This is a genomic window from Microbulbifer mixtoriginis (SeqCode), assembly GCF_052467705.1.
Map to the genome: position 1 here is coordinate 1442817 of NZ_CP174322.1, position 23606 is coordinate 1466422.

22 protein-coding genes are annotated in these 23606 nt (G+C 49.1%); 9 read left to right on the forward strand and 13 right to left on the reverse strand.

Annotation, left to right across the window (positions count from 1 at the left end):
- Positions 1–305 precede the first annotated feature (305 nt).
- The 3 genes from ACJJIB_RS06350 to gapS4a all read right to left on the reverse strand — a co-directional run bounded on the left by ACJJIB_RS06350 (position 306) and on the right by gapS4a (position 3134).
- Positions 306–890 (reverse strand): hypothetical protein, encoded by a 585-nt coding sequence (locus ACJJIB_RS06350; protein WP_444888241.1) that lies wholly within the window; start codon positions 888–890, stop codon positions 306–308.
- Positions 891–1072: 182 nt separating this feature from the next.
- Positions 1073–2191, reverse strand: coding sequence for a GapS4b family protein (gene gapS4b, locus ACJJIB_RS06355; protein WP_444888242.1), 1119 nt, complete (start codon positions 2189–2191; stop codon positions 1073–1075).
- Positions 2184–3134 carry a GapS4a family protein gene (gene gapS4a / locus ACJJIB_RS06360; RefSeq protein ID WP_444888243.1) on the reverse strand — a complete coding sequence of 317 codons (951 nt, stop codon included), beginning with the start codon at positions 3132–3134 and terminating at the stop codon, positions 2184–2186. The genes gapS4b and gapS4a overlap by 8 nt, the downstream gene beginning before the upstream one ends.
- 863 nt (positions 3135–3997) lie before the next feature.
- Here gapS4a and csrA point away from each other — a divergent pair.
- Positions 3998–4168, forward strand: a complete 171-nt coding sequence (csrA, locus tag ACJJIB_RS06365; RefSeq protein ID WP_444888244.1) for a carbon storage regulator CsrA — start codon at positions 3998–4000, stop codon at positions 4166–4168.
- Positions 4169–4290: 122 nt separating this feature from the next.
- Here the strand turns inward: csrA and ACJJIB_RS06370 are convergent, their stop codons facing one another.
- The 5 genes from ACJJIB_RS06370 to ACJJIB_RS06390 all read right to left on the reverse strand — a co-directional run bounded on the left by ACJJIB_RS06370 (position 4291) and on the right by ACJJIB_RS06390 (position 11286).
- Positions 4291–4863 carry a hypothetical protein gene (locus ACJJIB_RS06370; protein ID WP_444888245.1) on the reverse strand — a complete coding sequence of 191 codons (573 nt, stop codon included), beginning with the start codon at positions 4861–4863 and terminating at the stop codon, positions 4291–4293.
- A gap of 651 nt (positions 4864–5514) precedes the next feature.
- On the reverse strand, positions 5515–8289 hold the full coding sequence (locus ACJJIB_RS06375; RefSeq protein WP_444888246.1) for a valine--tRNA ligase: 2775 nt from the start codon (positions 8287–8289) through the stop codon (positions 5515–5517).
- 148 nt (positions 8290–8437) lie between these two features.
- Positions 8438–9283, reverse strand: a complete 846-nt coding sequence (locus tag ACJJIB_RS06380) for a hypothetical protein (protein WP_444888247.1) — start codon at positions 9281–9283, stop codon at positions 8438–8440.
- Positions 9284–9298: 15 nt separating this feature from the next.
- On the reverse strand, positions 9299–9730 hold the full coding sequence (locus tag ACJJIB_RS06385; protein ID WP_444888248.1) for a DNA polymerase III subunit chi: 432 nt from the start codon (positions 9728–9730) through the stop codon (positions 9299–9301).
- A gap of 89 nt (positions 9731–9819) precedes the next feature.
- A complete protein-coding gene (locus tag ACJJIB_RS06390; protein ID WP_444888249.1) occupies positions 9820–11286 on the reverse strand; it encodes a leucyl aminopeptidase in 1467 nt (488 codons plus the stop codon).
- A 187-nt stretch (positions 11287–11473) separates the two neighbouring features.
- On the opposite strand from ACJJIB_RS06390, the gene lptF reads away from it, so the two are divergent.
- Positions 11474–12604, forward strand: a complete 1131-nt coding sequence (gene lptF, locus ACJJIB_RS06395; protein WP_444888250.1) for an LPS export ABC transporter permease LptF — start codon at positions 11474–11476, stop codon at positions 12602–12604.
- Entirely contained in the window at positions 12597–13658 is a 1062-nt protein-coding gene (gene lptG, locus ACJJIB_RS06400) for an LPS export ABC transporter permease LptG (RefSeq protein WP_444888251.1), read from the forward strand. Before lptF ends, lptG begins: the two co-directional genes overlap by 8 nt.
- Positions 13659–13686: 28 nt before the next feature.
- Here the strand turns inward: lptG and ACJJIB_RS06405 are convergent, their stop codons facing one another.
- From ACJJIB_RS06405 to ACJJIB_RS06415, 3 genes are all read right to left on the reverse strand, one after another.
- Positions 13687–14184: an RDD family protein gene (locus ACJJIB_RS06405; RefSeq protein WP_444888252.1), complete on the reverse strand. Its 498-nt coding sequence runs from the start codon at positions 14182–14184 to the stop codon at positions 13687–13689.
- A gap of 76 nt (positions 14185–14260) precedes the next feature.
- Positions 14261–14608, reverse strand: coding sequence for a hypothetical protein (locus ACJJIB_RS06410; protein ID WP_252084881.1), 348 nt, complete (start codon positions 14606–14608; stop codon positions 14261–14263).
- A gap of 550 nt (positions 14609–15158) precedes the next feature.
- On the reverse strand, positions 15159–15848 hold the full coding sequence (locus ACJJIB_RS06415; protein ID WP_444888253.1) for a class I SAM-dependent methyltransferase: 690 nt from the start codon (positions 15846–15848) through the stop codon (positions 15159–15161).
- Between the two features lie 83 nt (positions 15849–15931).
- On the opposite strand from ACJJIB_RS06415, the gene ACJJIB_RS06420 reads away from it, so the two are divergent.
- The 4 genes from ACJJIB_RS06420 (at position 15932) to ACJJIB_RS06435 (ending at position 19319) form a co-directional block, all read left to right on the forward strand.
- Entirely contained in the window at positions 15932–17566 is a 1635-nt protein-coding gene (locus ACJJIB_RS06420) for a GMC family oxidoreductase (RefSeq protein ID WP_252084883.1), read from the forward strand.
- The gene (locus tag ACJJIB_RS06425) at positions 17563–18366 is read left to right on the forward strand and encodes a putative RNA methyltransferase (protein ID WP_444888254.1); all 804 of its coding nucleotides are present in this window, start codon (positions 17563–17565) and stop codon (positions 18364–18366) included. The genes ACJJIB_RS06420 and ACJJIB_RS06425 overlap by 4 nt, the downstream gene beginning before the upstream one ends.
- Positions 18367–18439: 73 nt before the next feature.
- Positions 18440–18895, forward strand: coding sequence for a tRNA adenosine(34) deaminase TadA (tadA, locus tag ACJJIB_RS06430; protein WP_444888255.1), 456 nt, complete (start codon positions 18440–18442; stop codon positions 18893–18895).
- On the forward strand, positions 18882–19319 hold the full coding sequence (locus ACJJIB_RS06435) for a potassium channel family protein (RefSeq protein WP_252084886.1): 438 nt from the start codon (positions 18882–18884) through the stop codon (positions 19317–19319). Before tadA ends, ACJJIB_RS06435 begins: the two co-directional genes overlap by 14 nt.
- A gap of 176 nt (positions 19320–19495) precedes the next feature.
- Here ACJJIB_RS06435 and ACJJIB_RS06440 read toward each other — a convergent pair whose 3' ends face one another.
- Positions 19496–20467, reverse strand: a complete 972-nt coding sequence (locus ACJJIB_RS06440) for a glycosyltransferase family 25 protein (protein WP_444888256.1) — start codon at positions 20465–20467, stop codon at positions 19496–19498.
- A gap of 523 nt (positions 20468–20990) precedes the next feature.
- Between ACJJIB_RS06440 and ACJJIB_RS06445 the strand changes: the two genes are divergently transcribed.
- Together ACJJIB_RS06445 and ACJJIB_RS06450 are read left to right on the forward strand one after the other, a co-directional pair.
- Positions 20991–22190, forward strand: a complete 1200-nt coding sequence (locus ACJJIB_RS06445) for a multidrug effflux MFS transporter (protein WP_444888257.1) — start codon at positions 20991–20993, stop codon at positions 22188–22190.
- 112 nt (positions 22191–22302) lie between these two features.
- Positions 22303–22947, forward strand: a complete 645-nt coding sequence (locus ACJJIB_RS06450; RefSeq protein WP_444888258.1) for an SGNH/GDSL hydrolase family protein — start codon at positions 22303–22305, stop codon at positions 22945–22947.
- A 73-nt stretch (positions 22948–23020) separates the two neighbouring features.
- Here the strand turns inward: ACJJIB_RS06450 and ACJJIB_RS06455 are convergent, their stop codons facing one another.
- On the reverse strand, positions 23021–23524 hold the full coding sequence (locus tag ACJJIB_RS06455; RefSeq protein WP_252084890.1) for a lactoylglutathione lyase family protein: 504 nt from the start codon (positions 23522–23524) through the stop codon (positions 23021–23023).
- Between the last annotated feature and the right edge of the window lie 82 nt (positions 23525–23606).

Below are 23606 nucleotides of genomic sequence, written 5' to 3' on the forward strand. Positions count from 1 at the left end.
ACCAAGGAGATTAAACAGAAGTCAGCAGACGGCATAGTAACCTAATACCAAGGTTAATACCTTGGACATAGTGAAGGCCTGAACCTAAATTCACGAGTTAAAAGACAGGGCTAGCCTATCGGTATGTTTCTAGGCGGATAAAATTGAGATGGTGCACAGCTATGAGGCTCAGCTCAAATGAAGATCTGCTCGACACTATCGTTGTTTGGAGATTCACTACGGATAGGGAACCGCCCATTGCGGACCCGTACGATGGGTGGTGTGGGGGCTGGTAGCTAGAAGTTACCAGCTACCTAATTTAGAAACTAGTGGTGCACCCAACTCACAACACCAAATACAACTAAAAATAAACTATATATTGCCACTCGACCAAATACGGGAAACTGACTACGCCACCACCCAAATAGCCGACCATTTAACTCGGATCGAACTATAAGCGACATAAAGGAAAGAAAAAACATAATAGCCAAGTAGAACGGTAGTGAAACGCCAAAAATCAAATATTCGTGAGAAGTGGGATTATTGTTCGTAAATAAATATATACTCCAACCTAAAACAAAAGACATCATTCCGTAACAAATAAGTACCAAGTCAGATGATATCTTGGCCAACAAAAACACTATAATACTTACTGCTGCAATACGTATATTATTTCTCTGAAAAGCGTATTCAGCTTCCCTTAACATCATAGCAAAGGGGGCCACCAACAGTCCTGCCATTGCAACAAAGTTGCCCCAATTTATATCAGGTTTTATCTTTAGCGCGTTCTCTAGAAATTTACCAGTATTAGACCCTATTTCCTCAGAAAGGTAACACATCAAGTAAGCAATACTGATCCAAAGTAAAGCTCTATATAGAAGATCTACCACCTTACTTTCCCTATAGTTCATTTGATTTATCCCTCTTATGTTTGACGATTTCTAAGACCCCACACCAGGGTAGATAAAAAACCGCAGCCACTGTCATGACAGTATCGTTAGGTAGAGATTCATTACGGGTAGGGAACTGCCCATTACGGATCCGAACGATGGATGGTATGGGGCCGGCAGCTCGAAACTACCGGGTTCCCGATTTATAAGCCGGTTTTTCGATATTTTTCGTGCAATTTCAGCTTTCCTGATTCTAGTTGTGAAAGCAGTTTTTCTTTAACTTTATTGCTGGATACGGAAACGGACTTTGAGTCAAAGGATAGGTTTATTACTTTTATGGATAATTCAGCATCAGTCTTTTCTCGAGCTATAAAATCATTGAAGTCGAAGGAGATGCGGCAAACCCCAGAATAATCATCAAGCTCGAATGAATAATCAGCATCGATTTTGTATACTTCTAAGTATTGATGATATTTTTTATCTTTCACAAAAAAAGTAGTGTGCAGGCCGCTGCCTTGAAGTATGAGATTTTTTATTTTTTCTTCCATCCAAGAAATATCACTTGGTAGGGTTTGGGTTTTGTCTGGTCTGAACCCAATATCTCTTGTATCTTTGAAATATAATTTTGAATCTACCTGCTGCTGTGATAATTCTTGCATGAAGGAAATTCTGTCACTATTTTTGAAGTCATTGAATCTTATCTTGTTAACACTTGCCTCTTTATCAATAACTCCGTGATCTTTCATTTCACGAATCACATTTTTTGAGATTCTATTTGCAACAAATTTTGTTTCAGGTGCTGTATGGCTTAGGCTCATGCTTACATTGATATCACTACTGCCCCTTTTTAAGGTGACTTTCCCGCTAAACTGAGAGGTGTTTTTGTCCCAGCTTTTAGTGAGGTCATAGCGCTCAATTTTAAAGTCCATCTCGATATGGTCTGGGTTTCCTTTTACTGCTCTAAAGTTTGGTGCACCTATAACCTTGTAATTTGAAAAAGGCTGATCGATGAGCTCATTTACATTTAAGTCAGCTGGCATGACATCAATTAGCGATCTATTACCTCCCGACCAGGGAATGCTTTGAGTATGTACTTTCGGGTTGTCTTCTTTTGTTTTAATTTTATCTTGAAGCTCTTCGAGCTCAAAAGGTGACAACCCTGTTTTTATTATTAGTGGAACTGTATTGGTTTTCTCATCACTTGAAAAGAAAACTCCTCTCCGTCTCAGTATTGATTTAATATCTGCTTTAGTGATTCCCGGTTCACTCAAAAACTCTCTTAAACCATCACCATAGGGTAACAAGAATTTTTTATTATTCATTTATTAACCCTCTGAAATCATTGACTGATGAGTGAACGAAAACCTTAATATTGCTTGATTTTTCTCCAAGTGTTCTGATACATTTTTTAACGGAAGCTCCATTTTGTTCTTCATCATACTTGGTGAAAAGGAAGACAAATTCATTTGAGAAATCTTGAGAGATGTCGCTTGCAAAATTTAGCAATCTTTTCATTGCAGATTCGTTGTAACTTTCGATAGAAGAAATGCAAAATTTCTGTTTATCATTATTTTGATCAATGATTCTCATCGGTAATATCGGTGAGGTCAGATATTCAACGGGAAGTACCGAGCCAAACTTGCTTATATTCTGGTCGGTGTAATTTGATGAGCTAAATGCATAGTGAAATTTAATATCGCTTTCACTAAATATTCTTTCTACAGAAGAGATACTGTTGTAGATGAATGATGCTCTCGCATTATCAATTATTTGTATATTACTAAATTCTAATTCTTTATCAAGAATCACACTTGATACTTTGCTTACAATGTCTTGCTCGCTTTCTCTATCACTACTTAACCAGAATAAAACGCCAGTATCACTTGATCTTCTGATACCAAAGCTCTCATATTCTTTGTTGGTTTCATTTCGCAAATCAGATCTAGCAAAACATTCTACGGTTTCAGCAATATCTTTTAAATGCTGCTTAAACTTTGAATTTGGTGGTGTTGGATATGGATTGCTTGTGTACTTAACTGAAATAAGTAAATTGTTTACGGTAAAATCTTCTAGCTGACTTTTATAAGAATAAAACAAGTCTATTCCATGTGTTGTTCTAGGAGTGTCTTTTGTCCTTTGATGCTTTAGAGATTTGTTGCAGATTAATGATTCACCATCAGATGGCGAAGTCCAACCAAGTTTCTCTACAAACTTAAGGACTACTCTCTCTCCATGTTCTCCGATTTTTTTTGATAATTCTCCCATACCTTCCTCTGATTCTATGGGTTAACTGAAAATTTTATTTAGACTTATAACAGAGTATTCAAAAACAGCTGTATTATATTACCAGTCAATATATCCTAAGAGTAGAAATATTCTTTACCCAAAAAAACAGAGGAATCAGTATGTTAGCCAATATTGGAGAGAAGTTAATCTAGTGGATATATTACGGTACTCTTGACTTCGAGATTGTCAGGGGAAGAGAACAACAAAGTGTATATAAAATCAGCAAAATGAAGCCGCTTTAGATGATCTATTGTTTCTAGATTCCAAAGTGAGTTGCGGGGAAGAGTACCAATCTTAACGGTTATTTTTATGTGCAACTAAGATTCTCCATTTGTGAATACACAAAATATAGGCACAAAAATAATCTTATTGGATTTTATTAAGTTTGTTTTAGTGTCAAAGCTGCGTAAAATCGGTGGATGTTTATCGATATTTGGGTCGTCATTGAACAGCCTTCTAAAGGCTGATGACCAAAGAGATTCGAGTGAATCAAGAATTTCCTAAGAACCATTCCCTCAAAGGAGAACGGTAGCGTGACGTAAGAGTAAGTAAAAGGCGCTGACCCAAGGTGCGCTAACACCTGGGGCCAGCTAACCAAGTTGATACACTCACTATCAAAATGGCTATATGGATCATACGCTAGAAACCCGCTCGTCTTCAATAAAGTGGAGTTCATTCAGTAGTTTGGGGCATGTCCCCTGGCTCTGGAGGCGTTGGGTCTGCCTTTTCTACCTCTATGCCTACCGTTCTCGCGCTCCACCTGATACTTCCTTAAAAGTTACTTTCAAACCCTTCCATTAAGGGAGGTCTACGTATGGTTTGAGTACTAATAGGAAGCAAATATGTTGATCTTAAAGCGCCGGACGGGTGAAAACTTACGGATTGGAGCTAACGTCTCAATTACGGTATTGGGAGTTAAGGGTAATCAGGTAAAGATAGGCATACGTGCTCCCAAATCTCTACCCGTTCACCGTGAGGAAATCTATAGACTTGTGAAAAAGGAGAGGGTATAGGGGGATGGACTTGGTTGAGATTATAGAACGCCGCTAAGAAGCGGCGCGCGCAAAATGTGCACAAGATAAGCTGTCCCGCGGAGGGCCGAAGGCTCGTAGCATCCTGCCCGGCTTTGTTAAATTCAGCTAAACTTGATGACTGATAACAGGTTCTTATTTCTATCTCTGAACTTTATTCGAATGGGCTTTTGCTTGCATTTTGGCTGATCAAAAAACAAACCATGCAACCGAATACCATACAGCTCAACTTGCATGCCTACTATCTGTTCCTGGCTTTCCAGCGGAGCTACAGAGATAACCTCTTTCACCTGAAAGTCTTCTTTAATAGACATGGATATCTTTAGATCTAAATAATCATTAATTTTCTTGCCAGAGAAAACAAGTGCTGCCAGAACATCTTTGTCAAGGGCAGAATCATAACTAAAAAAGTCAGATATTCCCAAATATGTTTTTAAGTACCATCGATAGAACCAATCCGTATCTATATGCTTGGTGTGGATAGACTGTCTTTTCTTGGCACTATCACCATATTTAAACGACCTATCGTGGCAGTATTTTAAGGCCATCCCGAAATTGATGGCCTCATCATCATAGATTGAAAGTAAAGAATTATGTCTTTGGCACAAACAATTTCGAGTTAATGATTTTTTAGCAACTACTTTACTCTGCCCGCCAAAAAACGGGGCGTTATACACATGGATCATCTTGTCGCTAAACAAGCCTTTCGTAATGTAGTGTTCGCTAGATTGCGTCCTGCAACACGCAGAAACGTTATTTGCCCAGCACTTCATGCTTTACTCGAATTTAACACTTATAGTGTAATCATTCTGACCACTATTATCATGATTGTCATCCTGAAATCAATCTAACGAAGAAATGCGTAAAAACCTTGAAGGATGAATAAATTACATACAAGCCTGAACTCTTGTCCCAAATGCAAAATGATCACTTTGGCCACTTTCCCCAATGAATAGACTTTCTCTAACTCACTGTCGTACTTAGAGTTTTCAATCAGTCAGGATCTTTATAAAAATAACAGTCAAACCGATTGAAAATCATGTTGATTTCTTATCAGGTACTCAGGAAGGTTGAAAAATTGGGCGGTGCTTGAAGCGTTTTAGCGGGCTTTAGGTCGTATACCACTTCGGTAAAGCTGATTTTGGAGCTGACAAACCCACAAGCGATGCAGGTACATTGAGCACATACTCGGGTTCTGAAGTTGATAGAAAATCGAAAGGCGCTAGGGCTAGAAGGGGTTGTTTGATTTATATCAAAAAAAAGAAAAGGGGGCAGAGCCCCCTTTTTTTATCAGATCCGCTCTTTAATGGAGCGGATTACCAGAACCATTAAAGGTTACTGATTTCCTCAAGTTGCTGTTGCAGACGCTCGTGAGCACCTTTCATTTCTGCAAGCTTGTCCTTCTCCTTGGCAACAACGGCTTCGGGGGCTTTGTCTACAAACTTGGGATTGTTGAGTTTGCCTTCAACTCGTGCGAGTTCTTTGGAAAGTTTATCAATCTCTTTCTGTAGACGGGCGCTCTCGGCTTTAACGTCGATCAGCCCGGCCATGGGTACTAGCAATTCCATATCGCCTACCAGGGCAGTGGCGGAGGCGGGTGCAGCTTCTCCACTTTCCAGCCAGGTGATTTCTTCGAGGCTGGCCAGTTTGATCAGCAGGCTGCGGGCTTGCTCCAGCAGTTCTTGGTCACGGCTCGAACCGCCGCGCAGAATCAGTGGGATTTTCTTCGCAGGGGAAATGTTCATTTCACCGCGAATATTACGCACGCCTTCAATAACCTGCTTCAACCAGGCAACAGCCGCTTCCGCTTCTTCGTCGATCTTGCTGTTATCGGCTTCAGGGTACTGTTGCAGCATAATGGTGTCACCGTTGGAGCCGGCGAGGGTTTTTACACGCTGCCAGATTTCTTCGGTGATAAACGGCATCAGCGGGTGGGCCAGACGCAAGATGGTTTCTAGTACGCGGATCAGGGTGCGGCGGGTGCCTTTCTTCACTGCGTCGGAGGCGTTGTCGTCCCACAGTACCGGCTTGGACAGCTCCAGGTACCAGCTGCAGTACTCGCTCCAGATAAAGTCGTACAGGGCCTGGGAGGCGAGGTCGAAGCGGTAGGTATCCATCGCTTCGCGTACGGTAATCTCGGTGCGCTGCAGTTGGGAAATAATCCAGCGGTCGGCGATGGTCAGTTCAAAATCCGTGCTGCCATCCTGTCCACAATCGTGCTCTTCGCAGTTTTGCAGTACGTAGCGGGAGGCGTTCCAGATCTTGTTACAGAAGTTGCGGAAGCCTTCGATACGGCCCACATCAAACTTGATGTCGCGGCCGGTGGAAGCCAATGAGTAATAGGTGTAGCGCAGGGCATCGGTACCAAAAGCAGAGAAACCTTCGGGGAAGTCCTTGCGGGTTTGCTTCTCGATCTTTTCGCGCAGGTGAGGTTGCATCAGACCAGAGGTACGCTTCTCTACCAGGGGCTCCAGGTCGATACCGTCGATCAGGTCGATAGGATCGATCACGTTGCCCTTGGATTTGGACATCTTCTGGCCGTGGTTGTCGCGCACCAGGCCGTGCACGTACACGGTGTTAAACGGTACTTCCTTCTTGAAGTAGAGGGTCAGCATCATCATGCGCGCAACCCAGAAGAAAATAATATCGAAGCCGGTGACCAGTACGGAGCTGGGGTGGAAGGCTTTCAGCTCTTCGGTATCTTCTGGCCAGCCCAGGGTGCCGAAGGTCCACAGGCCGGAAGAGAACCAGGTGTCGAGTACGTCGTCGTCCTGGCGCAGGCTGATGTCGGCGCCCAGGTTGTGCTTCTCGCGCACTTCTTCTTCGCTGCGGCCAACGTAGACTTTGCCTTCGTTGTCGTACCAGGCGGGGATGCGGTGGCCCCACCACAGCTGGCGGGAAATACACCAGTCCTGGATATCGCGCATCCAGGAGAAGTACATGTTTTCGTAGTTCTTCGGTACGAACTCAACGCGGCCATCTTCAACGGCGGCGATGGCTTCATCGGCCAGGGGCTGGGTTTTTACGTACCACTGATCGGTGAGCCAGGGCTCGATCACGGCGCCGGAGCGGTCCCCGTGAGGTACCTTGAGGGTGTGGGGCTCTACTTTTTCCAGCAGGCCGAGGGCGTCCAGGTCATCGACAATCTGGGTGCGCGCGGCAAAGCGCTCCATGCCCCGGTATTTTTCCGGCACTGCGTCGTTCAGGTGGGCGTCGGCATCGAGGATGTTGATCATCTCGAGGTTGTGGCGCTGGCCCATTTCGTAGTCGTTGAAGTCGTGGGCTGGGGTGATTTTTACACAGCCGGTGCCGAATTCACGATCGACGTATTCGTCGGCAATAATCGGGATTTCGCGATCCGCCAGGGGCAACTTGATGGTCTTGCCAATCAGGTGCTGGTAGCGCTCGTCTTCCGGGTGTACGGCTACGGCGGTATCGCCAAGCATGGTTTCCGGGCGGGTAGTGGCAACGACCAAGTGGCCGGAGCCGTCGGAGAGCGGGTAGCGGAAGTGCCACAGGTGACCCTGCTTTTCTTCGTTTAGTACTTCCAGATCTGAGATCGCCGTGTGGAATTTCGGGTCCCAGTTCACCAGGCGCTTGCCGCGATAAATCAGGCCGTCTTCATACAGTTTGATAAAGACTTCCTGCACCGCTTTGTAGAAGCCGTCGTCCATGGTGAAGCGTTCGCGGGACCAGTCGGGGCTGGCGCCCAGGCGGCGCAGCTGGCGGGTAATGGTGCCGCCGGACTCTTCTTTCCACTCCCAGACCTTCTCAATAAACTTGTCGCGGCCCAGGTCGTGGCGGGATACGCCTTCGGCGCCCAGTAGGCGCTCTACCACCATCTGGGTGGCGATACCGGCATGGTCGGTGCCCACTTGCCACAGGGTGTTGTCTCCCTGCATGCGGTGGTAGCGAATCAGGGCGTCCATGATGGACTCCTGGAAACCGTGGCCCATATGCAGGCTGCCGGTGACGTTCGGCGGCGGGATCATAATGCTGTAGGGCTTGGCCTCAGTATCCCCGGAAGGCTTGAAGTAGCCGTTCTCCTCCCAGGTTTTGTACCACTGCTGTTCGATGGCGTTGGGCTGGTATGTTTTGTCCATGCGGGCGGGAAACCTTGTGTTTAACTGACTGCGTGCACAGCGTTTTGGCTCAGGATAGTCTGGTGCTTGCTCGGGCTGCGCGGAAAAGGCGGCAATTATACCGCCGGGGGTAGGGTGGGCAAAAGGCAGCTTTGGGGCTAAATCGCGCTCAGTCCCAGATCTCTAGCTCGTCGACCACTTTTTCTATCTGGGCACGCAGCTGTTTTTCCAGTTGAGGAAGCTGTTGGGCTACCAATTCTTCAATCAGGTCGTTGCGCTGGCGCTCTTTCTCTGAGGGCTCCAATTTTTCTACTGGCCCCTCCTTTTCTGCGATCGCCTGGGCCATTACCAATGCCTGGGTACGGGTACCCGCGCTGGCAGTTTCTATGGCCTCGGGTTTTTTCTGGGCTTTCTCTTCATGAGCTGGAATACGCCCCCCGGTAAGTCGCGAGCGGATATGGGCTGGCAAGAAGGGGTTGTCGGGTGCCGGTACAGGAGCCTCAGTTGCTGTATCCGTTGCGGTTGTACGATCAATGTCAGTCCCCTCACTATTCGATTGAGCGTTATTGCCAGGCTGGTCATCATGGTCATGGTCTGACGCTTCCTGGGAAGCCTGCACTTGGGGCTCTGCCGTTGTTTTGCCGGGCAGGTTTTGTAAGGGGCGCAATAGGGCTAGATCCGATTCGGCCAACTGCACTTTATGTTCTTCGCCCAGTGTCTCCTCGATTGGGGAAAACAATATGGGCAGGTCCTCTTCTAAGGCGTCATCCATTGGGGAAGGTGGCGGGGCTTCTGGTTCAGTGGATAACAATGGAGGCTCTGTAGGAGGTGCAGCGGTTAGGGTTTTTGGCTCATCCTTCCCCGTTACTTGGCCCGCTACTTGGTTGAGCAGTGGGATTTCATCGAGATCGTCACTGTTGAGTAGGTCGTGCAGTGAGTTCAGCTCATCGAGCAGCTCGCTGGAAGGTTTGCGTGGTTGTCCGCGCTGCTTGTGCTTGTTCTTTCGACCGGACATGGCGGTAGTTAGTGATTACATGCTCTGGTTGATCTTATGGGATTGTAACGGATATCCGCGATCGCGGAAGTGACCAAATCGCGATCGTGAGCGTTGCAGGGCATTGGCTTCTTGAACGACGATCTCGGCGAGACGTTCGAAGCGGCTGAACCAGTTGGGGACTTTGCTGCACAGGTTGATCAGTAGGCCGTGGTGTGCCTGCGGATCTCCACCGCAGTTGATTTCGATGGCTGCCTGCTCGCCATTCGCTTGGTTGGCATGGGGCAGGAAACTGTCTTCACGGAAGGTCCACAACAGTTGGTTGAGTTGCTCGGCACGTTCCTGATTATCCACGGCAAGCAGAACCCGCAGACCGTTGCGATAGGCCTTTTCCGCCAGGCGACAGGCGAAGATATCCGCTTGCTGGGGCTGATCGGAGGAGAGGATGTAAAAGTCGATACGGGTCATGCTGGCTTATATTTGTACAGAGACGACAACGGCCCGCGAGGGGCCGTTACGGCTGCCGCTCGGGGGCGGCTATTGTGCGCTTTTGCCAGTTATTTTCCCAGCAGGTATTCCACCAGAAGCGGTACCGGACGTCCGGTGGCCCCTTTGGCGGCACCGGATTTCCACGCGCTACCGGCGATGTCCATATGTGCCCAAGTGTACTCTTCGGCAAAGCGGGACAAGAAACAGGCGGCGGTTACAGAGCCGGCATCGCGGCCGCCGATGTTTTGCATATCGGCAAAGTTGGAGTCCAGGGCGGGCTGGTACTCATCCCAAAGAGGCATTTGCCAGGCGCGGTCGCCACTGGTTTCGCCGGCCTTGAGCAGGTCTTGGGCGAGTTCTTCGTTATTGGCATAGAGGCCTGTGGCGTGGTGGCCGAGAGCGATTACACAGGCACCGGTGAGAGTGGCAATATCGATGACCGCGCGGGGCTTGTACTTGCTGGCATAGGTGAGTGCGTCGCAAAGTACCAGGCGGCCTTCGGCGTCGGTGTTCAGAATCTCGATAGTCTTTCCGGACATGGAGGTGACGATATCACCGGGCTTGCTGGCGCGGCCGCTGGGCATATTTTCTGCGGCGGCGACCAGGCCCACCACATTGATAGATGGTTGCAGCTCCACCAGGGCGTTCATTACACCGAAAACACTGGCCGCACCGCCCATATCGTATTTCATTTCATCCATAGCTTGGCCGGGCTTGATGCTGATACCACCGCTATCGAAGGTAATGCCTTTGCCCACCAGCACAATGGGTTTTTCGCTGGTTTTGCCACCCTTGTAGTTCATGGCGATCAGGGCGGGGGGCTGGTCACTGCCTTTTGCTACGCTGAGAAGTGCGCCCATTCCAAGCGCTTTCATTTTTTTCTCGTCGAGCACAGTTGTGGAGAGCTTTGTGTGTTTTTTGGCCAGTGTGCGGGCCTGAGCTGCCAGATAGTTGGGTGTACAGATATTGCCAGGCAGATCACCCAGTTCCCGTGCTACATTGCTTCCCAGTGCTTGGCCGGCACCAATCTCCATCCCTTTTTGGATGGTTTTTAGCTGCTTGCGATCAATGGCATGCAGGGTGAATTTGGTGAGAGGGTAGGGTTTAGCATCAGTGAGGCACTGGGTGAAGCGGTAGGTGGCCAGACCTGTGGCCAGCGCAATCTGCTGGGCCTGCCAGGTTTTATCAGCCCCTTTTACTTCGAGCTCGCACAGGTAGCTGGTAGCGTCTTTGAACTTTTTCACCACTGCGGCACTGGCGCTGGCCAGCTTGCGGAACTCTGCCTGGCTGATGTCTCCCTTGCCGGTGCGAACGACCAGCACTCGCTCACTGGGTCCGTCCAGCAGGTCGATTAACTGGGTGCTGCCGGGTTTTACGCCCAGGTCACCACGCTTGAGAATTTTGCCAATAGTTCCTTTTGCGAGTTGATCGAGGTTTTTACCGCTGGGGCTTAAGCCATTTTTAGCATCAGCTGAAATAACGGAACAGGCTGCGCGCTGTTTGGAGATATCCGAGACCTTTGCGGAGAACTGCATTTTTCGCTTTCCTTAAAATCTGACAATAGATTGCATAGCTCTGAACCGAGACATAGCAAGAATTTTTAGTGATAATGCGTCGCACAAGTTTAACCTGCTCGTCTATGGATTGCTGTACCTAGTGGGCAACTTGTTCGACTGAAGTCCAATTCATCACACCGCTGTCACCAAGGAATTCGTTCGCCCTGTGATTATTTTCCGCTATCTCTGCCGCGAGCTGCTGTTTGCCACGCTGGCGGTCAGCGCAGTTTTGCTATTAATGGTGATGAGTGGCCGATTTGTGAAATACCTTGCGGAAGCCGCCGCAGGGGACCTTTCGGCTAATATCCTTTTCTCCTTAATGGCCTACCGCTTACCGGGATTCCTGGAATTGATATTGCCACTGGGATTATTCGTCGGGATTCTTTTGGCCTATGGGCGCCTCTATATAGAGAGCGAAATGACAGTGCTGCACGCCTGTGGTTTCAGCGAATGGCGTTTGCTGTTTTACACCCTGGCACCGGCTCTGGCAGTGGCTTTGTTTGTGGCATCAATGAGTTTGTACCTCACCCCCGCTGGTGCCGAGCGTTCCAACCTGATGCTCAACGCGGAAAAATCCCGCAATGAGTTTGATCACCTGATACCGAAGAAATTTATATCCACCAGTGGCGGCCAGGCAGTGTATTACGCAGAGGCCCTGAGTGAGGATAAGTCCACCATGCTGGGAGTGTTCCTCGCCGAGTTGAGGGCCACGGAAGCTGAGACTGAGGCGAATCGCCAGGTGGTTACTCGCGCCAAGGAAGGGGTCCAACAAATCGATCCCGAAACGGGGCTGCGCTACCTGGTACTGCGCGATGGCTATCGTTACGAGGGCGTGCCGGGACAGCGGGAATACAGGCAGATGTCGTTTTCCAGCTACGAGGTACTAATGGAACCACCACGGTTGCGCAGTCGTTGGCGCGACCAAATTGAGTCGGCCCCCACTACGCAGCTGATTGGCAGTGACAACCCCAGGGAGACGGCCTACCTCTACTGGCGCTTGAGTTTGCCGGTATTGGTGTTGGTGGTTGCGGTGCTGGCAGTACCGCTATCGCGTACTAATCCCCGCCAGGGACGCTTTATCAAGATGTTCCCCGCGATACTCCTATACCTCATTTACCTGGTGGTTCTGCAGGGGGTTCGCGGGGCTGTAGAGGATGGCAAGTTTGCCAATCCCGCGGTGATCTGGTTAGTACACCCGCCCTTCCTACTGATTGGGTTATTGCTTCTGGCGGCGAGGAATTGGCGCCCTAAACCCAAACCATTGCCGGAAGGTGTTAAGGAGTCGGCCGATGTATAAGCTGGATATGTATATTGGCCGCACCATTGCCCTAGCAGTTTTCGTGGTGCTATTGATTATTCTCGGCCTGGATATTATTTCCGCCATTATCGACCAATTGGGAGACCTCAAGCGCGATTACGGCTTTAGCCAGGCAATACAATATGTCCTGTGGAGATTGCCAGGGCGTATCTACGAGCAGTTGGGTTTCTCCGCCCTCGTGGGATGTATGGTGGGGCTGGGAACTCTGGCCGGCACCAGTGAACTGACCGTTATGCGCGCGGCTGGTGTCTCTATTGGCCGTATTGCCTGGGCGGTAATGAAACCAATCATTCTGTTGATTTTTATCGGTTTGGCCCTGGCGGAGTTTGTGATTCCCAAGACCAATGTAATCGCCGAGAACAACAAAGCACGCGCCCTGGGTGAACTCGAAGCGAGTGGTCTTGAAAGCGGTTTGTGGTTAAAAGACAGTGGCGAATTTGTGCACTTTAATGCTGCCCTGCCAGATGGTGAACTCTATGGCGTAACCCGTTATCACTTTGCGGATAACCGGGAGCTGCAATGGGTGGAGTTCTCTGAACGGGGGCAGTTTCAGAATGAGCAGTGGCTGCTTAAGAACAGTCGCAGCACCCAGTTCCTGGGGGAAGATACGCAGAGTAAAGACCTGCCAACCAGTGTATGGAAAGCGGAGGTCTCACCGGAGTTGTTTGCCCTGATCGTGCCGCTGCCCTCAGACCTTTCCCCGCGTAACCTCTGGGATTACGGTACTTACCTGGATCGTAAGGGTGAAGATTCCGGGCGCTACTGGCTGGAGTTTTGGAAGAAAATACTGCAACCACTGACCATTGCCAGTTTGGTTATGGTGGCAATTTCTTTCATCTTTGGCCCACTGCGTGAAGTAACCACCGGGTTGAGAGTGTTTACCGGGATTATGGTGGGGATCATCTTCCAAACTGTGCAGGGGATACTCGGCCCCTCTTCATTGGTTTTTGGTTTTCCACCACTGCTGGCTGTATTGCTACCGGTTCTTCTTTGTTTTGGTGCGGGCTGGCTATTACTCAAGCGGGCCCGATAGGGCCCCTTGAGCCTAAATTTGTTGGCGGTTACCCTTTTTTCTTCTTTTTGGGTAAAAGGCGCACTTGAGACTCTGAAATCAAGTCGTGCCAAGTAGCCTTGTCGGAGCGGGCCCAGGCGGAAAAGTAGCCGAGGCCCAGGCAGGCGATAGAGAGAGGGGCGACAATGGCTCGCAGGATACATTGGCGCCAAGTAAGCTGTACGCCATCTGGATTCGCCACGATCAAGCGCCATGCGCGCATTCCCACAGTTTGGCCGGCTACCCGCCAGGACCAGAAGAAGTAGCCGGCGATCACCGCTAGAGCGCCCAGTTGATAAATTGGTCCGCCGACACACGGGCTGTAATCCATAGCTTCTGGTTGGCAGCTTAACCCACCAAATACTGAGGCCACTGGCAGGGCTATAAAGCCGTATACCATCATCAGTCCCATCAGGATTAGCAGGTCGTACATCAGGGCCGCCAAGCGCCGGCCGACGCTGGCGATTGGAAGTTCGGGAAATGAAGAAGGGGTACTTGAGCTGCTCACGGCTATCTCCGCCAAAATCGATTGGCGGAGATTCTAACAAAACTAGGGGAGGGCAAGGGCAAGTCGTCTGCCAGGTCTAAAATTCGTACTCGAAAGAAATCTTGAATTTGTCGTCAGAAAGGTTGATGCCATAATCTACCGAGTTGCCTATCTTGCCCCGGTTGGTGGTGTAACGCAGAAGACTTTTTTGCACCGTGCTCTTGTTGCGCTGCTTGTAGGTATCTAAACCAATCTTAACAATTTTGAATAGTGCCTTACCGCCAGTGGTTGGTCGAAACTCACTGGGGTAGGTATGCATTTGTAGCCACTGGTAGTTGAGGCGTCGTTGCGTACTATTCATGGAATTACTGCGAAGATAATCTGCGGCTTGGAATAGTGCAGCATTGTCCATGGCGAAGGCACTGTCGGAGAAAAACAGGTTCACGGATTGTATATTTAGGGCTTGTTGTGAATCGGGGATAAAAAGTTCGTCCGCAGAGCAGATGCAACAGGTGGGAAAAAGCAGTAATCCAACTGTTTTGGGTAAGGATTTGCCCGGTCTGATTCTGAAACTGCAGAGTGCCATTCTATCTACCCCAGGTGTTGCATCTCATTTCGGAAGGCCGCAAGCGGTCGTTGAATTTATTATGGGATACCCACCTCGAAGCGTTTTCCCATAGAAAATAGGCGGCTTCTGCTACTTCACTTACTGGACAGTCGCAAATTGTCGGAAACATCCCTGAAAGCCGCATGGATTGGACCCTTTTCCATTTTTGTCCAAGCAGTCCTAGCTGTGATCAGGAGAGCGCCAATGTTTTTTTATTATTTTTTTGATATTGGTGCGCCATGGTTGATGAAAAAACGGTCTTGCTTTGAGCGCCGTATTTGAGGGGAGCTTGTGGGTTTTCAGGAGACTGGAGCGCGAAAGTGTCGCTGAAAGCGACTACGCTGATAACCGGGCATTCAAAAACTGGCGCCAGTAACTGCTTTAGGGGTTAAGGGCAAACTTGTCCTGCCAGGATTAATGAGGCAGGTTTTCCGGTCGTTGGGTTGAGGGGTTCTTGCAGGGTGGTGAGCATCAATCCATGTTCGATGAATAATTGGGTCCAGCTTGATAGCGTGCGGAAATACCAGGGCGCTGCCTCCTGAAAATCCCCCTCTACACCTTGCCAGGAACCCGGTCGCCATCCATCCAGGTACTTTTCATCGCCACAAGAGAGTAGGGGATGTAAAGTTTGGAGGAGTAGATACCCTTGTGGGTTGAGCAGGGAGCAAGCCCTGTGAAAAATGGCATTGGTGGCTTCCTCCCCAATCAAAGAGAAGTTGCATACAATCAAATCAAATTTACGCTCAAATGCCTGCGGATCTAGCTCTTCATAACAAACAGTACGGAATTGTTGCCGTTCTTGCCCTCGGCGCTTGGCTTCATTAATTAACTCGTCCACGCCATCAATCCCCCAGACATCCATGCCCTCTGCTGCCAGGCGGCGGGATAGCCATCCTTCACCACAGCCAATATCCAGCACGTTGGAGGGATTATGCGCAAGGACAGCCTCAAAAATTGCCTGATCGGTGATCAGCCTGCGGCTGGGTATTGCTCCCCGGTCCACCACCTTCACCCACTCGCCGGCATTATTGTGCCAGCTGCGTAGGACTTTATTGTCACTAAATTCGCAATCCCTCATCTTTGCGTTCCTTCATCTCTGTAATTTTGACGAGGTTGAGTGTACCGTCGAGGAAAATCCAGCTGCAAAGGTGCTGAGGTCCCATGTCCACTCAAATGGTGTTTGATTATGTGATCGTAGGTGCCGGCTCTGCCGGCTGTGTATTGGCCAACCGGCTGAGTGCTGATGAGCAGCATCGTGTTTGCCTGCTCGAGGCAGGCCCCCCAGATCGCAGTCCGTTGATATCCATGCCCCTGGGTATCGGGATGTTGATGTCAGGCACAGACTATAACCTCCACCATTACACGGAACCACAGCAAAGCCTGAACAAGCGTCGATTGTTCTGGCCGAGAGGCCGCACCCTCGGTGGCAGTAGCGCGATTAATGCGATGGTTTATATCCGTGGTCAAAGTGAAGACTATGATGCCTGGGAAGCCGCAGGTAATGCAGGCTGGGGATGGCGTAGTTTATTGCCTTACTTTCTTCTGTCGGAGGGCAATGAGCGTGGCAGTGATGCGCACCATAGTGGCTATGGACCGCTCACGGTAAGTGATCTGAAGTGGAAAACTGAGTCTGGGCAAGCCTTCCTGCGCGCAGCTCAGTCTGCTGGACACCGGGCAAACAGCGATTTTAATGGCAGCCAGCAGAATGGAGTGGGCTTTTACCAGGTAACACAGCGCAGAGGTCGGCGGTGCTCTGCTGCTGCAGCCTATTTACATCCGATAAAAAAGCGTCCCAATTTACGAGTACTCACGCGTAGTCCAGTCGCTCGGCTGATATTGAGAGGTGACAGGGCTGTGGGGGTGGAATTACTCAATGGTAAAAAAATATTGGCCAATAAGGAGGTATTACTCTGCGCAGGCGCAATACAGACCCCGCATTTGCTATTGCTCTCAGGCATTGGCCCACAAGAGGAGCTGCGTAAGTTTGATATTCTGCCGCAGAACCACCTGCCAGGGGTGGGTAAAAACCTCCAGGACCACCTCGATATCTCTCAAGTGGTGGAGACCTCAGACCCAATCACTTTTTCGAATGACTTGTGGGCGAGAGTGAAGCACGCCATGCGTGCGCCTGAATGGTTCTTCCTGAATCGGGGCCCATTGACCAGTAATGTTGCCGAAGCGGGGGGATTCGCGAGTTCAACCTTGGCCAACGGCCGCCCGGACATACAATTCCACTTCACGGCAGTGCCATCCTTTGAACACGGTTTCAATAAACAGTCGGGGTATGGTTACACCTTGCATGCATGTGCATTGCGCCCCAAAAGCCGGGGTGAAATAACTCTCAATACAGAGGATCCCAAGGCCCTGCCGAGTATCCAACCCAATTATCTTAGCGAGCCCGAAGATATGCAGGTGATGCTGGAGTCATTCGAAATGGCTCGGGACATCATCCACCAGGAAGATTTACAACGCTACCAGAAGCGCCTCTGGCTGCCGGAGCATAAGCTCAGCAGCAAGGCTTCCATCAAACACTATATTCGTCAGCATGCCGAGACAATTTATCACCCGGTGGGCACTTGTAAGATGGGCAATGATGATCTCGCAGTAGTCGACGCGGAGTTAAAAGTACATGGAGTAGATGGACTGAGGGTTGTGGACGCCTCCATAATGCCGGCCCTGATCAGCGGTAATACCAATGCACCGGTGATCGCAATTGCGGAGAAGGCAGCGGATCTTATTTTACAGCGCACCCCTCCCTCAATGATGAAGAATACACAAGTTCAGGAAGTTGAATGATTTGGCAATGTCCCCTCTGCGCAACGCCATTGACGCTGGGTAAAGATACCTGGCACTGCAGTAACCGGCACAGTTTTGATCGCGCGCGGGAGGGTTACGTTAATTTGTTACCCGTCTATCGCAAGCGGCGCAAGGACCCGGGAGATTCCACAGAAATGCTGCATGCCCGTCGCCGCTTTCTCAAGGCGGGCTATTATCGCCCACTAGTGGACACGATTACCGCGCTGCTGCCCTACCAGTCTGGGCGCCGGCTTTTGGATATCGGTTGTGGCGAAGGTTACTATTTACGCCAGTTGGAGTCTGCCGGATGGCACGGCCATGCGTTGGCCGGGGTAGATATTTCCAAGTCAGGCGTCCGTATGGCGGCTAAAGCCGACAGTGGTGCTCAGTTTGTTGTATCCAGCAATACCAACCTGCCAGTGGCTTCAAATAGCGTGGATCACCTCTTACGTATTTTTGCGCCTGCACCGGATACTGAGATGCTTAGGGTAATAAAGGAGGGGGGGCATTTGCTGGATGTTTCTCCCGGTCCGGATCACTTGTGGAGTTTGAAGGGACACCTCTACCGGGAGCCTCGTAAACACCCAGCCCCAAAGTTGATTGAGGGGCTGTATCCCGAGGTCGATTTACGCTGCTGTTTTCCTTTTGAATTGCGTGGGCACGAGGCGATTGCGGATTTTCTCGCGATGACGCCTTTTGCCTGGAAGGGCAATCGAGAGGCTCGCGCGGAGTTGGAAGGGCAGGAAAGCGTAGTTCTCGAGGCGGATTTTATTGTTCGTCGTTTCATAAAGAGAAAATAATCTAGTAGAAATGACAGCGAAATACTTTGTGTATGCGTTGGTACTCCCTGTAGTAGAGGTCTAAGAAAGAGTTATGGCGACACCTAAAGACTATGCGTTTATGCGCAGAGCCCTGGAATTAGCCGAGCTAGCCGCAGAGCGGGGAGAAGTACCGGTTGGGGCCGTATTGGTGCGGGAAGGTAAAATCATTGGCGAGGGCAGTAATCGCCCTATTGGTAACTGTGACCCCAGTGCTCATGCGGAAATTATCGCATTGCGCCATGCGGCGGAGACAGAGCAAAACTACCGCCTGCCAAATACCACGCTTTACGTCACTATCGAGCCCTGCACTATGTGTTTTGGAACCTTGATGCATGCGCGTGTTGGTCGTTTGGTTTTTGGTGCCAAAGAGCCACGTGCCGGTGTGGTTGAAAGCCAGCTGAAGCTTGGTGAGGCTGGTTTCTTCAATCATAAAATTTCTGTGGAGTCTGGTGTGATGGCTGAAGAGGCCGGGAGGCTGGTGCGCGAGTTTTTCCATGATCGACGCTGAATTGGCTTTTGCCTTTGCGGTGAACAGCATCATTGTTGCTATTGTGGTGCTGATTCATCATGAAGTCCTCAATGCTTTGGTGCACCTGGGGCGCTGGCTACCGGTGCGGCACAACTTTGCCATAGTGCTGGGGGTGTTTGGTGCCCTTTTGGCTCACGTAGCGGAAATCTGGCTCTTTGCCTATGGCTATTACTTTATGGTGAATTCGCCTTACTTCGGCACACTAGAAGGTAATTTCAACGGCAGCCTGCTTGATTGTGCGTATTTCTCATTTACCACTTATACCTCCCTTGGCTTTGGCGATATTGAGCCTTTGGGGCATCTACGCTTCACTGCTGGCTTAGAGGCTTTAACGGGGTTGGTCATGATTACCTGGACGGCCTCTTTCATGTTTTTAAAAATGCAGCGCTATTGGGATATCTAGGGAGCCACTGAATAATTCCATAAGATCTATGCGGGCCTTGTGGAGTGTTCACACTATGCGTTGTGTTCTCTTGAAAGGTCTTAGATATTCCTACAAAGCCACTTTTTGATAGAGAACCGCTCTGAAATCCAGAGGCATCACGGAATTATTCAGAGGCGCCCTGGTTATCTCTTGAATTAGAGTTTCATTCGGGCAGTGCGCCCTGGACGTTTCTTTGGTTTCTCTGCTGGGTAAAAATCGCCTTTAAAACGATATAGGTAGCTATGTCTTTCAATACTGCGCCACAGCTTGCCAAAAGGGTGTAGCCAATAAAGCCAACGGGCCACCTTGGCCTTGTGGACGTTAGATTTTTCGATACTGGAAATGTGTTCGGTTTCCCATAGTAGATGGGGCTCGATACCATAAAGCTTCAGATCAAACTGCCAAAAGTGATCAAAGACCTTATCGATAGGCTCGAAAATCCGCCTGGCATACCTCAGAACCTTTTCCATTCCACAGCGATTGATCAAATAACCCTGGGCCCCGCACCAACCCCGCTCTGGGCGAACTAGCTTGTGCACACCATCATTGAGGGATCGGATGATCTTGCGCTTGCGTACTTTCAGGCCCATCAAACGGATCATTTCCACTTCTGGGGGCAATCGCTCCAGCTCCGCCAATACTCTGGCAAAGTCACCTTCCACTTGAACGTCATCCTCAAGGATACATACCCTTTGTAGACCGGCCTGGTAAGCCTGACGAATAGCGCGAAGGTGAGCCAGATAACAACCAATCTCAGAACTTTTCAGCTCACACAAGTGACGCCAACGCGTGATGGCGTTACAGAGAACCTCATCGTCCTCAAGCTTGGGTATACCATTGCGCCCTTCAACGCCAGCGACTTGGCTGGCACGAAGGCGCTGAGATTTTAGGGTTCCCAGTAACCGATTTACAGTTTCGCCCTCTGGATACATTGTGATTACCCAGCAGGGCGTGTGGGCAATAAACAAAGGGGTTTTTTGCTGCCGCCGGTTGAGTGCCGGCCGAGTGCGCAAAGGAATTTGTGGGGCAAAGCGGTGGCGAGAGCGCAGGGGCAAACGTTCGGCTTTTGCAGCCGCTAATGACCAACTGGGTACAGAGTGATTCCTGCGGCGTTTTTCTAGTGCCACAATTTCTGATTTCTCTGTGAACGGATAAAACCACCGATAGGAAACTGCAGTCTGGCTAGTGAGATATAGGATTCGAACATATTTCTACCCCATCATCAGGAGGGCTAAACAGGGTCAATAGGGGAGCGGACGCATAATTTCATCTATTTTTACCTAACCCCCAGCGTCTTGAACGCTATCCTCCTAGATCATCGCCATCCAAAATATTGCCTTGGCTAATCTTAATGTCCGACTATCCAGTCGGTATAGGCTTTTAGGAAATGGTCAGTACTTCTGGGCGATAGAGCTTTTAGTTGCCACTGAATAACTGTGGGAATTGGGGAGTAAAAAGATTGCGAGGTTGAGCTGACTTTTGGGGTGTAAACGTTTGTGTTCGCATTTCTTATACCTAGGCAGGTATTCTGTACTGCAAGAGCGCTAGCTTGAATGAAATAAGAGAATTTACTCTGGAAGCATCAGGTTATTTCCTGATAGCGACATTTCGATTTTTTTGTATTTCCGAGCCTGATTTATTGGACATTCTATGAAGTTGAATTTTATTAAGATGGCACTCATTCTGGGCTTATTGAGCTGTGTTGGGCCTGTTGCTATCGATATGTATCTGCCGGCCCTACCGGATATCGCCCAGGATTTGGGAGCCCCTATAGAGGCTGCTCAGTACACCCTGATATCTTACTTTGTTGCTTTTGGGGTATGCCAACTATTTTATGGCCCCGCTTCGGACATGTTTGGTAGAAAGCCACCGCTGTATTTTGGATTGGTTCTTTTTACCCTGGCTTCTATCGGTTGTGCTCTGGCGCCCTCTATAGAGGCGCTGATCGCTTTAAGGTTTTTACAGGGCGTTGGTGCCGCTTCGGTGATGTCGATCCCCAGGGCAGTGATTCGAGATTATTACACTGGTACTCAGGCCACTCGCTTAATGACTACGGTGATGTTGGTGATTTCTATATCGCCGATGCTCGCTCCGCTGATTGGCAGTACCTTGATAGTCCCTTTTGGGTGGCGCAGTGTATTTTTGCTGATTGCTCTGCTGACCCTGGCCAGCTTATTGCTGGCAGTAACCAGCTTGCCGGAGACCTTACATCATCATCACCGTGTACCATTTCGTTTAAATGCCATGCTTGGCGCTTTCTCGACATTGCTGCGCGACCCTGTGTATGTGGGTCTGACTAGCATCGGTGGTTTGGGTATCGCCAGCTTTTTTTCTTTCCTTGCCACGGCCTCTTTCCTGTACACCGATTTTTATGGGCTGACACCAACGGAGTTCAGCCTTGCTTTTGCCTTAAATGCGCTGGGTTTCTTTATCTCTAGTCAGTTTGCTGCAAACCTGGGGGCCCGTTTTGGTTCAGTGGCGGTGGTGAAGTGGGCTACTGCTGGTTTTGCCATCAGCTCTCTGGTGATGTGTATGGTTGTGTTTTGGGGTTATGATCAATTTTTATTGCTGGTGGCAATGTTGTTGACCTGTAATATATTCCTTGGGCTGGTTATTCCCACTTCCATGGTGTTATCTCTTGAAGAACATGGCCCCATTGCTGGTACTGCCGCAGCCCTGGGTGGCGCTTTACAAATGTTGCTTGGAGCATTGGCTATTGTTTTAACCAGTCTGGTTTTTGATGGCACGCCTTTGCCGTTAACGGCAGCTATTGCTGTTTGTGGTGTCAGTTCGTTGATTATTTCACGTCTAACTTTGCGGGGAATAGCGCATTTGGCGGTGCCATACTAGAGTTTAAATTTAGCTTGGGCTTACATTTCCTTAGGAGTTGGCCCCTTTGTCCATAAAGTTCGGGATCTCTTTGTAAGTGAGTTCCCCAAATATAAGGAAGGAGGTCGGCAAGATGGATAATATTCTGGTTTATTCCGATAGTGTTTCCTGGGGCATCATTCCGGATACCCGACAGCGCATGACATTTGCCCAGCGTTGGCCTGGAGTTATGGAGTTCCACTTAAACGAAAATAAGCATAATGTACGAGTGATTGAAAATTGCCTGAATGGTCGCAAGACCGTTTGGGACGATCCATTTCGTGAGGGCCGGCGGGGTGTTGAAGGGTTGGCACAGGTGATTGAAATGCACTCCCCATTGCATTGTGTAATCCTAATGTTGGGCACCAATGATTTCCAGGATACTCACGATAATAAAGCCAGTATGTCTGCCCAGGGGGTGGCTAAGCTAGTCTCCGTAATTCGCAGTGCACCTATCGAGCCTGGTATGCCAGTACCTAAGGTTCTAATTGTTGCTCCCTTAACGATCAACAATCCTTGCGGCATTATTGGCTATAAATTTTCTGGTGCGAAAAAACGCTGTGAAGGTTTCCCGCAGGAGCTGGAAAAAGTCTCTAACGATCTGGGGACCTTATTTCTGGATGCAAATAGGTGGGTCAAAGTCAGTGAACGGGATGGTATTCATTTAGACGAGGATCAACACTCGGTTCTAGGCAAGGTGATTGCCGATTTCCTCTCAGACAATAAAGTCCTGCACTAGCAATACAAACTGCCAGCGATCAACCAATTGTTGGCTATGGCACCGGAAGTACCGGTGCCGGTTCACTGTAGAATCAGTTGTAGGCACCGCTACTATAAATCAGTTCGTAACTGTGGCTGTATATTTCCAGAATATTGCCAAACGGATCTTCCATATAAATCATGCGATATGGCTTTTCTCCTGGATAGTAATATCTGGGTTTTGGCATACGCTTTTTGCCACCAGCTGCGACAATTTTCTCTGCCAGTTCTTCCAGGTTCGGGTCCTGAACACAGAAGTGGAATACGCCGGTTTTCCAGTATTCGAAATTATCCTTTGGATTTTCCTGGTTGGGAAACTGGAATAGCTCCACACCGATACGATCGCCGGTGGAAAGGTGAGCGATGCGGAAACTACCCCACTTGGCTCCAAAGACATCGGTACACATCTCACCAATGGCGCTGTGATCTTCACTGATTTCCGTTGGTGGCATAATCAGGTACCAGCCCATGACCTCTGTGTAGAACTTAACGGCAGCTTCCAAGTCTGGCACTGAAATACCGATATGAGAAAAGTTTCTCGGATAAACACTCTTCATTAGTCACTCTCCAACAATTACTTTCGCATAAGTTACTGTGCCTAGATCATTACGTATAATTATGATTTGTGATTTTTTTGAG

What these genes read in the sequence shown, in the direction of transcription:
- ACJJIB_RS06350 (WP_444888241.1), bottom strand. Translation starts at nt 890, where the DNA reads ATGAACTATAGGGAAAGTAAGGTGGTAGATCTTCTATATAGAGCTTTA.
- gapS4b (WP_444888242.1), bottom strand. Translation starts at nt 2,191, where the DNA reads ATGAATAATAAAAAATTCTTGTTACCCTATGGTGATGGTTTAAGAGAG.
- gapS4a (WP_444888243.1), bottom strand. Translation starts at nt 3,134, where the DNA reads ATGGGAGAATTATCAAAAAAAATCGGAGAACATGGAGAGAGAGTAGTC.
- csrA (WP_444888244.1), top strand. Translation starts at nt 3,998, where the DNA reads ATGTTGATCTTAAAGCGCCGGACGGGTGAAAACTTACGGATTGGAGCT.
- ACJJIB_RS06375 (WP_444888246.1), bottom strand. Translation starts at nt 8,289, where the DNA reads ATGGACAAAACATACCAGCCCAACGCCATCGAACAGCAGTGGTACAAA.
- ACJJIB_RS06380 (WP_444888247.1), bottom strand. Translation starts at nt 9,283, where the DNA reads ATGTCCGGTCGAAAGAACAAGCACAAGCAGCGCGGACAACCACGCAAA.
- ACJJIB_RS06385 (WP_444888248.1), bottom strand. Translation starts at nt 9,730, where the DNA reads ATGACCCGTATCGACTTTTACATCCTCTCCTCCGATCAGCCCCAGCAA.
- ACJJIB_RS06390 (WP_444888249.1), bottom strand. Translation starts at nt 11,286, where the DNA reads ATGCAGTTCTCCGCAAAGGTCTCGGATATCTCCAAACAGCGCGCAGCC.
- lptG (WP_444888251.1), top strand. Translation starts at nt 12,597, where the DNA reads ATGTATAAGCTGGATATGTATATTGGCCGCACCATTGCCCTAGCAGTT.
- ACJJIB_RS06415 (WP_444888253.1), bottom strand. Translation starts at nt 15,848, where the DNA reads ATGAGGGATTGCGAATTTAGTGACAATAAAGTCCTACGCAGCTGGCAC.
- ACJJIB_RS06420 (WP_252084883.1), top strand. Translation starts at nt 15,932, where the DNA reads ATGTCCACTCAAATGGTGTTTGATTATGTGATCGTAGGTGCCGGCTCT.
- ACJJIB_RS06425 (WP_444888254.1), top strand. Translation starts at nt 17,563, where the DNA reads ATGATTTGGCAATGTCCCCTCTGCGCAACGCCATTGACGCTGGGTAAA.
- tadA (WP_444888255.1), top strand. Translation starts at nt 18,440, where the DNA reads ATGGCGACACCTAAAGACTATGCGTTTATGCGCAGAGCCCTGGAATTA.
- ACJJIB_RS06435 (WP_252084886.1), top strand. Translation starts at nt 18,882, where the DNA reads ATGATCGACGCTGAATTGGCTTTTGCCTTTGCGGTGAACAGCATCATT.
- ACJJIB_RS06445 (WP_444888257.1), top strand. Translation starts at nt 20,991, where the DNA reads ATGAAGTTGAATTTTATTAAGATGGCACTCATTCTGGGCTTATTGAGC.
- ACJJIB_RS06450 (WP_444888258.1), top strand. Translation starts at nt 22,303, where the DNA reads ATGGATAATATTCTGGTTTATTCCGATAGTGTTTCCTGGGGCATCATT.
- ACJJIB_RS06455 (WP_252084890.1), bottom strand. Translation starts at nt 23,524, where the DNA reads ATGAAGAGTGTTTATCCGAGAAACTTTTCTCATATCGGTATTTCAGTG.